We start from the raw sequence: 6717 nt of genomic DNA on the forward strand, positions 1-6717 counted from the left end.
ATGACCCTCCTCGCCTCCCGCGACGCCGCCGACGAAGACACCGAAGACGCCGCCACGGCGGACAAGCCGTCCGATCCACGCTGGGTCCGGCCCTCCATCGCCGTGCTCTTGCTCGCCACGGCCGTCCTCTACCTCTGGAAGCTCGGCGAATCCGGCTGGGCCAACGCCTTCTACTCGGCGGCGGCACAGGCCGGATCGCTGAGCTGGAAGGCGTTGTTCTTCGGCTCGAGCGACGCCGCGAACGCGATCACGGTCGACAAGACACCGGCCGCGTTGTGGGTGATGAGCCTTTCCGCGCGCCTGTTCGGCGTCAGCGCGTGGAGCATCCTCGTGCCGCAGGCGCTGATGGGCGTCGGCTCGGTGGCGCTGCTGTACGCCACGGTGCGGCGGACGTCCGGTCCGGCCGCCGGCCTGCTGGCGGGCGCCGTCCTCGCGCTCACCCCGGCCGCCGCGCTGATGTTCCGGTTCAACAACCCCGACGCGCTGCTCGTGCTGCTTCTGATCGCGGGCGCCTACTGCGTCGTCCGCGCGCTGGAGAACGCGAGCCCCCGCTGGCTGGTGCTGGCCGGGGTCACCGTCGGATTCGGTTTCCTCGCCAAGATGCTGCAGGCGTTCCTGGTGCTGCCCGCGTTCGGGCTCGCCTACCTGATCGCCGCGCCGACATCGGCCCGGCGCCGCCTGCTGCACCTGTCCGGTGCTTTGACCGCGACGATCGTCGCGTCGGGCTGGTATCTCGCCGTCGTCGCGTTGTGGCCTGCCGATGACCGGCCGTACATCGGCGGCTCGCAGCGGAACAGCCTGTGGGAACTCGCTTTCGGCTACAACGGGTTCGGCCGCATCACCGGCGACGAGGTCGGCAGCGTCGGTGGTGGGGGGAACGGCGGCTGGGGCGGCACCGGCTGGGACCGGTTGTTCGGCACCGAGATGGCAGGCGGGATCGCCTGGCTGCTCCCGGCCGCCGTCGTCGCGCTGGCCGCCGGACTGTGGTTCACCCGCCATGCCCCGCGCACCGACCGCGGCCGGGCGGCGCTGATCCTGTGGGGCGGCTGGTTCGTGACGACCGCCGTGGTGTTCAGCTACATGAGCGGCATCATCCACGCGTACTACACGATCGCGCTCGCCCCCGCGATCGCGGCGCTCGTCGGGATCGCGGGCGCGCAGTTATGGCGCGCGCGAGGCAATCCAGCCGCGGCGGGCACCTTGAGCGCCGGGATCGGATTGACCGCACTGACCGCGTATCTCCTGCTGTCACGGCATTCCACGTGGTTGCCGGGACTGGCGATCGCGATCCTCGTGGCCGGGCTCCTGTTCGCGATCCTGGTCTTCGTCGCTTCGCGGCTGCCTGATGCCGTGAGGCGCCTGGTCGCCGTCGGCGCGCTGGTGACCGTTCTCGCGGGCACCGGCGCGTACACGGTCGCCACCGCGGCCACCCCGCATTCCGGCGCGTTGCCCTCGGCGGGCCCGGACACCGGACACGGTATGGGGCCGGGTGGTGACGGGATCGTCATCGGCGGGGCGGGCGGGCCGGTCGGACGCGGTGGAGCGGGCGGCGGCCTGCTCGGGACGAGCCTGCCCGGCGAAAACCTCGCCGCACTTCTTCGGAAGGACAGCGCGAACCACACCTGGACGGCCGCGACGGTGGGCTCCAACAACGCGGCGGGCTACCAGCTCGGCAGCGGGGCGCCCGTGCTGGCCGTCGGCGGTTTCAACGGCACGGATCCCGCGCCCACCCTGGAACAGTTCCAGGAGTATGTCCGAAGTGGACGGATACACTACTTCCTCGGTGACGGCATGATGATGCGCGGCGAGACCGGCAGCGACGCCGCCCAGCGCATCGCCGACTGGGTCGCGGAAAATTACCCGCCGACCACTGTGGACGGTGTTACCGTCTACGACCTGAGCCGGTGAATTCCGTGCCGGAACACAGCGACGGCACAGGCGGGACACAACCCGGCCTCAGCGCGATCCCCGAGATTGAAGCCATGACAGCCGCGATCCTCTCCGGCGCCGGCACCGGCCGCCGCCCCGCCATCACCCCGACCGGCTCCGCCGTGCTCGACGTCGTCATCCCGGTCTACAACGAGGAGACCGACCTCGAACCGTGCGTCCGCCGCCTCCGCGCTCACCTCGTCGAACAGTTCCCGTACCCGTTCCGGATCACCGTCGCGGACAACGCCAGCACGGACGGCACCCTCCATGTCGCGACGCGGCTGAGTCGCGAGTTCGACGACGTGGAAGTCCAGCATCTGGAGGAAAAGGGCCGTGGACGCGCGCTTCGCGCCGTTTGGTCCACTTCGGACGCTCCGGTGCTCGCCTACATGGATGTCGACCTCTCGACCGATCTGGCCGCGCTCGGCCCGCTCATCGCGCCGCTGCTGTCCGGGCATTCCGACCTCGCCATCGGCAGCAGGCTTGCCCGCGGCGCACGGGTGGTGCGCGGACCGAAGCGGGAGTTCATTTCCCGCTGCTACAACCTGATCCTCCGCGGCACGCTGGCGGCGAAGTTCAGCGACGCGCAATGCGGGTTCAAGGCGATCCGCGCCGACGTCGCCGAGCGGCTGCTCCCCCACGTGCGGGACACCGGCTGGTTCTTCGACACCGAACTGCTCGTGCTGGCGCAGAAAGCGGGGCTGCGGATCCACGAGGTCCCGGTCGACTGGGTCGACGACCCGGACTCGTCGGTGAACATCGTCGCCACGGCGACCGCCGACCTCAAAGGCATCGCGCGGCTGACCAAGGCGACCCTCACCGGCGAGATCCCGGTCAGCGGCCTGCGGGAGCAACTCGGCCGCGCGCCGATCCAGGTCCAGGCGCCGGGAGTGGCACCGAGCCTGGTACGGCAGCTGGTGCGGTTCGCGGCCGTCGGCGTCGCCAGCACCGTCGCGTACCTCGTGCTTTTCCTGCTGCTGCGGACGTTCACCGGCGCGCAGGCGGCGAACCTCGTCGCGCTGCTGGTGACCGCGATCGGCAACACCGCGCTGAACCGGCGGGTGACCTTCGGCATCCGCGGCCGGGAAGGCGCCGGACTGCACCAATTCCAGGGCCTCATCGTGTTCGGCCTCGGACTCGGGCTCACCAGCGGCGTGCTGGCGCTGCTGCACACGATGACGACGCCGGGACTGCCACTCGAGATCACCGCGCTCGTCCTCGCGAACCTCGCGGCCATCGTGCTGCGTTTCCTTCTGCTGCGCGGCTGGGTGTTCCGCTCCCGCCGTCAGCCCGCCACCGAGATGGAGAACTGAACCCATGACCACCGCGCTCGCTTCCCGGGCGGAACCCGGACCCGTCGAGGAAACCGCCGCGAAGCCACCGGACCGTTGGGTCCGCCCCGCCGTTTTCGGCCTGCTCGCCGCGACGGCGCTGCTGTACTTCTGGAACCTGACGGCCTCCGGTTACGGCAACTCGTTCTACGCCGCCGCGGTCCAATCCGGCACCCAGGACTGGAAGGCGTGGCTGTTCGGCTCCCTCGACTCGGGCAATGTGCTGACCGTCGACAAACCCCCGGCCGCGCTCTGGGTCACGACGGCGTTCGCACGGCTCTTCGGCTTTTCCAGTTTCACCGTGCTGGCCCCGCAGGCACTGATGGGCGTCGCCTCGGTGGGCCTGCTGTACCTGACGGTGAAGCGGACCTCCGGACCGGTCGCCGGCCTGTTCGCCGGTGCGGCGCTCGCCGTGACGCCGGTCGCCGCGCTCATGTTCAAGTTCAACAACCCCGACGCGCTGCTGACCCTGCTGCTGATCGTCGGCGGCTACTGCACGGTCCGCGCGATCGAGAAGGCGAGCCCGCGCTGGCTGGCGTTCGCCGGTGCCGCCGTCGGATTCGGCTTTCTGACGAAGATGATGCAGGCGTTCCTGGTGCTGCCCGCCTTCGGACTCGCGTACCTGATCGCCGCGCCTGCCTCGCTGGGCAAGCGGATGCTCCACTTGTTCGCGGCGGTCGTCTCGGTGATCGTCTCCGCGGGCTGGTTCATCGCACTGGTCGATCTGTGGCCGACCGATTCACGGCCGTACATCGGTGGTTCGTCCGACGACAGCCTGCTCGAACTGGCGCTGGGCTACAACGGTCTCGGGCGGATCTTCGGTATGGGCGGCGGCGTCATGGTCGGTGGTCCGGGCGGCGTCGTGAGCGGCAGCACGGGCGGCGGGAACGTCGGCTTCGGCGGCGAGAGCGGCCTGACCCGGATGTTCGGCGCCAGCTTCGGCGGTGAGGTGTCGTGGCTGCTGCCCGCCGCGCTGATCGGCCTGGTCGCGGGACTGTGGTTCACCCGGCGGGCCGCGAGGACCGACAAGACCCGGGCCGCGCTGATCGTGTGGGGCGGCTGGCTGCTCGTCACCTCACTGGTGTTCAGCTACATGAGCGGCATCGTGCACCCGTACTACGCCGTCGCGCTGGCGCCTTCGATCGCCGCCGTGGTGGCGGTCTCCGGGACCTCGCTGTGGCGCGGACGGGCGTATCTCGCGCCGCGGGTGTTCCTGTCGCTGATGATCGCGGCCGGCGCCGTCTGGGCCTGGATCCTGCTGGACCGCAACCCCGACTGGCTGCCCGCGCTGCGCTGGGTCATCGCCGGGCTGGGTCTGGTGACCGCGACGATCGTGCTCGTCGGTGTTCCGCCGATGCGCAAACTCGTCGCCGTCGTCGCGGTGATGGCCGTGCTGACGGTCGGCCTCGGCACCACCGCATACGCCATCGAAACCGCCTCACAGGCACATTCCGGCTCGATCCCGCTGTCCGGCCCGGTCACGAGCGACGCCACGGGGATGGGCCGGATGGACCTGGAAGAGGGCTCCTCGGCGGAGCTCGCCACCCTGCTCGCCGCGACCACGACGAAATGGGCAGCGGCGACGACGAGCTCGCAAGGGGCCGCGAGCCTGGAACTCGCGAGCGGGAAGGCGGTGATCGGCATCGGCGGCTGGAGCGGCCAGGACCCGGCGCCGACCCTGGCGGAGTTCCAGCAGTACGTGGCGAACGGTGAGATCGGCTACTACGTCGAGGGCGGCCGAGGCGCCGGTCCCGGCGGCGGGTCGGACGAAATCTCCGAATGGGTCGCCGCGAACTTCACCGCAACCACGATCGGCGAACAGACGGTGTACAAGCTGATCTCCTGACAATGGTCGGAGCGCGCGGGAACCTGGACGGCGTGAATCGGCCGTACCGCTGGGATCTCGTGCGCCCCGACCAACTCGGGACACTGCTGGAACGCGCCGAAAGGCCCTCGTCCGCGCCGGTGACGTGGAGCTGTACTTCGGCGGACACCGTGCACGACCTGTTGAGCGGAACGACATGGCGGGACCGGATCCACCAACTGCCGTTGTCGTTCGCCGGCATCTGCGACGACTTCCGCATTCAGTCGACTAAATGCGGTTCCCGTGGTTGCGCCGAGGAGTTCCGGCTTTGCGTTTGCAGTGCGAAGTGCGTCTGCCGGAAGGCAGTGCGATCCGAACCATGGTGCCGCGGTCGGCCTTGTGTAGTAGTGGGCCGGATCGAGATCGCCATGACCAGGGCCGAGCACGGGATGTCAGTTTCACGCACAATAACCGACCCACCTGACGAAATTACCCTTCAGGGTTTAATGTACACGGTTCATTGTTGCATAAAATTACGAACACAGGTTCGACCAGTTTTTGGTATTATCGGTGGTTTCAACTGGTGAGTGCACCACCTCTAGTCTAGCAACACTTTGCTGAACGCTTCGATCGGCTTAAGCCAGCCCAGCGTCTGCCGCGGCCGGTCGTTGAGTTCGTCTGCGATGGCATCGAGTTCGTCCTGTGAATACCCGGATAGGTCGGTTCCTTTAGGCAGGTACTGGCGCAGCAATCCATTGGTGTTCTCGTTGCTGCCGCGTTGCCACGGTGAGCGGGGATCGCAAAAATACACCGGCATTCCGGTGGCCATGGTGAACTTCCTGTGGCCGCCCATCTCGCCACCCTGGTCCCAGGTGACGCTGTTCTTGAAAACGTCAGGCAAGGTGGTCATCTTGGCGGCCAGCCGTGGGGCCACATTCTCGGCCGTGCGATCGTGAGGAATGCGCACCAGCATGACGAATCGAGTGCGTCGTTCGACCAAAGTCGCGATCTGCGATTGATTGTTCGCGCCGACGATCAGATCGCCTTCCCAGAATCCAGGCACGGCACGGTCCTCGGCCTCGGCCGGCCGCTCGCTGATCAGGACCATGTCCTTGATCTTGCCCCGCAGTTCCGCCCCTCGAGACCGGGCCCGTCGCTTGATCCTGCCTTGGCGTAACCCATCGGCCACCTCCGCCCGCAACGTCCCCTTCGCCTGCACGAACAACGCCTGGTAAATCGCTTCATGTGACACCCAGCGAGAATGATCCATCGGATGGTCGAGCCGCAACCTGTACGCGATCTGCATCGGCGACCACTTCTTCCGCAGCCCCTCATGCACCACGCGAGTCAGAAACGGCGATTTCAGCACCTTGCGTACCTTCGGGCGCTTCCGCAGACGATCAGCCCGGCGCTGCGCGACCAACGGCGAATATTTCTCCCGCCCACCGTTTCGATCAACCTCGCGGGACACCACCGAATGATCCCGCCCAATCCAAGCCCCGATCTCCCGAAACGACTTCCCCTGCCTCAACCCGAGCGCGATCAACTCGCGCTCCACCGACCGCAACGGAACACCACGCGACACGGAACACCCCTTCGCTACCCAGAACGATCATTATCCCCCCGCCGGTGCACTGACCATCTGAAGCCAAG

At 68.1% G+C, this 6717-nt stretch carries 4 protein-coding genes; 3 read left to right on the forward strand and 1 reads right to left on the reverse strand.

Annotation, left to right across the window (positions count from 1 at the left end; translation table 11 throughout):
- From AVL48_RS21415 to AVL48_RS21425, 3 genes are all read left to right on the forward strand, one after another.
- On the forward strand, positions 1-1908 hold the full coding sequence (locus AVL48_RS21415) for an ArnT family glycosyltransferase (protein WP_082857719.1): 1908 nt from the start codon (positions 1-3) through the stop codon (positions 1906-1908).
- A 74-nt stretch (positions 1909-1982) separates the two neighbouring features.
- Positions 1983-3242, forward strand: a complete 1260-nt coding sequence (locus tag AVL48_RS21420; protein WP_061988956.1) for a bifunctional glycosyltransferase family 2/GtrA family protein — start codon at positions 1983-1985, stop codon at positions 3240-3242.
- Between the two features lie 4 nt (positions 3243-3246).
- Complete coding sequence (locus AVL48_RS21425; protein WP_061988903.1) at positions 3247-5106, forward strand: ArnT family glycosyltransferase; 1860 nt, start codon at positions 3247-3249, stop codon at positions 5104-5106.
- A 556-nt stretch (positions 5107-5662) separates the two neighbouring features.
- Here AVL48_RS21425 and AVL48_RS21430 read toward each other — a convergent pair.
- On the reverse strand, positions 5663-6631 hold the full coding sequence (locus tag AVL48_RS21430) for an IS30 family transposase (RefSeq protein WP_156515773.1): 969 nt from the start codon (positions 6629-6631) through the stop codon (positions 5663-5665).
- Positions 6632-6717 lie beyond the last annotated feature (86 nt).

Source organism: Amycolatopsis regifaucium (assembly GCF_001613935.1).
GTDB classification, from domain to species: domain Bacteria; phylum Actinomycetota; class Actinomycetes; order Mycobacteriales; family Pseudonocardiaceae; genus Amycolatopsis; species Amycolatopsis regifaucium.